This window comes from Neisseria sp. HMSC070F02, assembly GCF_001814225.1.
In the GTDB taxonomy this organism is placed as follows: domain Bacteria; phylum Pseudomonadota; class Gammaproteobacteria; order Burkholderiales; family Neisseriaceae; genus Neisseria; species Neisseria meningitidis.
On record NZ_KV815352.1, the window covers coordinates 1 to 1,986 of the forward strand.

Annotated in this window: 1 tRNA gene and 1 rRNA gene; both read left to right on the forward strand. The window is 52.2% G+C overall.

Going from position 1 to position 1,986, the window contains the following annotated elements:
- The first annotated feature begins 258 nt into the window (after window positions 1–258).
- Window positions 259–1,799, forward strand: a 16S ribosomal RNA gene (locus tag HMPREF2959_RS00665).
- A 100-nt stretch (window positions 1,800–1,899) separates the two neighbouring features.
- Window positions 1,900–1,976 (forward strand) — tRNA-Ile (locus HMPREF2959_RS00670).
- Window positions 1,977–1,986: the final 10 nt, after the last annotated feature.

Here is a 1,986-nt window from a genome sequence, read left to right on the forward strand (position 1 = left end):
GCGTATAGTTCGGTTCTTCGCTGCTGCAGAAGCGGCGGGCGAACTGAAAAGTATAGCACAGAATGTTGGGGATATCGAGAGATATCTTGACAGGCGGAAGAGATACTTTATAATTCGCAACGCTCTTTAACAAAACAGATTACCGATAAGTGTGAGTGCCTTGAGCCTCACACTGTTTGAAAGACAGACAAGATAATGTTTTGAACATTGTCCTGTTGGTTTCTTTGAAGCAGACCAGAAGTTAAAAAGTTAGAGATTGAACATAAGAGTTTGATCCTGGCTCAGATTGAACGCTGGCGGCATGCTTTACACATGCAAGTCGGACGGCAGCACAGAGAAGCTTGCTTCTCGGGTGGCGAGTGGCGAACGGGTGAGTAACATATCGGAACGTACCGAGTAGTGGGGGATAACTGATCGAAAGATCAGCTAATACCGCATACGTCTTGAGAGAGAAAGCAGGGGACTTTCGGGCCTTGCGCTATTCGAGCGGCCGATATCTGATTAGCTAGTTGGTGGGGTAAAGGCCTACCAAGGCGACGATCAGTAGCGGGTCTGAGAGGATGATCCGCCACACTGGGACTGAGACACGGCCCAGACTCCTACGGGAGGCAGCAGTGGGGAATTTTGGACAATGGGCGCAAGCCTGATCCAGCCATGCCGCGTGTCTGAAGAAGGCCTTTGGGTTGTAAAGGACTTTTGTCAGGGAAGAAAAGGCTGTTGCTAATACCAGCGGCTGATGACGGTACCTGAAGAATAAGCACCGGCTAACTACGTGCCAGCAGCCGCGGTAATACGTAGGGTGCGAGCGTTAATCGGAATTACTGGGCGTAAAGCGGGCGCAGACGGTTACTTAAGCAGGATGTGAAATCCCCGGGCTCAACCCGGGAACTGCGTTCTGAACTGGGTGACTCGAGTGTGTCAGAGGGAGGTAGAATTCCACGTGTAGCAGTGAAATGCGTAGAGATGTGGAGGAATACCGATGGCGAAGGCAGCCTCCTGGGACAACACTGACGTTCATGCCCGAAAGCGTGGGTAGCAAACAGGATTAGATACCCTGGTAGTCCACGCCCTAAACGATGTCAATTAGCTGTTGGGCAACTTGATTGCTTAGTAGCGTAGCTAACGCGTGAAATTGACCGCCTGGGGAGTACGGTCGCAAGATTAAAACTCAAAGGAATTGACGGGGACCCGCACAAGCGGTGGATGATGTGGATTAATTCGATGCAACGCGAAGAACCTTACCTGGTCTTGACATGTACGGAATCCTCCGGAGACGGAGGAGTGCCTTCGGGAGCCGTAACACAGGTGCTGCATGGCTGTCGTCAGCTCGTGTCGTGAGATGTTGGGTTAAGTCCCGCAACGAGCGCAACCCTTGTCATTAGTTGCCATCATTCAGTTGGGCACTCTAATGAGACTGCCGGTGACAAGCCGGAGGAAGGTGGGGATGACGTCAAGTCCTCATGGCCCTTATGACCAGGGCTTCACACGTCATACAATGGTCGGTACAGAGGGTAGCCAAGCCGCGAGGCGGAGCCAATCTCACAAAACCGATCGTAGTCCGGATTGCACTCTGCAACTCGAGTGCATGAAGTCGGAATCGCTAGTAATCGCAGGTCAGCATACTGCGGTGAATACGTTCCCGGGTCTTGTACACACCGCCCGTCACACCATGGGAGTGGGGGATACCAGAAGTAGGTAGGGTAACCGCAAGGAGTCCGCTTACCACGGTATGCTTCATGACTGGGGTGAAGTCGTAACAAGGTAGCCGTAGGGGAACCTGCGGCTGGATCACCTCCTTTCTAGAGAAAGAAGAGGCTTTAGGCATTCACACTTATCGGTAAACTGAAAAGATGCGGAAGAAGCTTGAGTGAAGGCAAGATTCGCTTAAGAAGAGAATCCGGGTTTGTAGCTCAGCTGGTTAGAGCACACGCTTGATAAGCGTGGGGTCGGAGGTTCAAGTCCTCCCAGACCCACCAAGAACGGGGG